The organism is Bartonella sp. AP4SXKL (genome assembly GCF_042195845.1).
Taxonomy (GTDB): Bacteria; Pseudomonadota; Alphaproteobacteria; order Rhizobiales; family Rhizobiaceae; genus Bartonella.
Window position 1 is genome coordinate 1 of sequence record NZ_JBHIPA010000082.1, and the last position, 599, is coordinate 599.

The following is a 599-nucleotide window of genomic DNA, read 5'->3' on the forward strand; positions in this document are numbered from 1 at the left end:
GATACGAGTGTCAAGAATGTGAACACTCATCTGTCTAATGAGGTCAAAAAGTTTGATGAAAAACTAAGTAATATTACTCAAGCGGTTAATGGTGATGCTTTATTATGGAGCGACGCTGCACATGCCTTTGTAGCGACGCATGGAGAGAAAGATAGCAAAAGCAATAGCAAGCTTACATCTCTTTTAGATGGCGTCATTAAGGATGGTTCCACGGATGCTGTAACGGGTAACCAGCTTTATGCTCTAGGTGATAAAGTTGCACAATCTTTAGGTGGAGGAGCTAAGTATGAGGATGGCAAATGGAGCAAACCTAAGTTCACGGTTAAAACAGTAAAATCTGATGGAACTGAGAGTGAGGAGAGCTATACAGATGTGGCTTCAGCGTTTGCCGGTGTAGGAACTTCTTTCACGGATTTACATAAAGAGATTACCAATGAAATTACCACTGCTCAGGCTGACGCCTTGTTGTGGGATAAGGCTAAAGGTGCGTTTGTAGCGACGCATGGGGACAGTAAAGAGAGCAGCAAGATAACGTCTCTTAAAAATGGAGACATTAGTAGAACGTCAACGGATGCTGTAGCGGGTAACCAGCTATATGC

The 599-nt window shown here is 43.1% G+C and carries 1 pseudogene; it reads left to right on the forward strand.

What is annotated here, in order from left to right:
* Positions 1-18: 18 nt before the first annotated feature.
* Positions 19-599, forward strand: a pseudogene (locus ACFIMI_RS09785) (hypothetical protein); the annotation flags it as partial.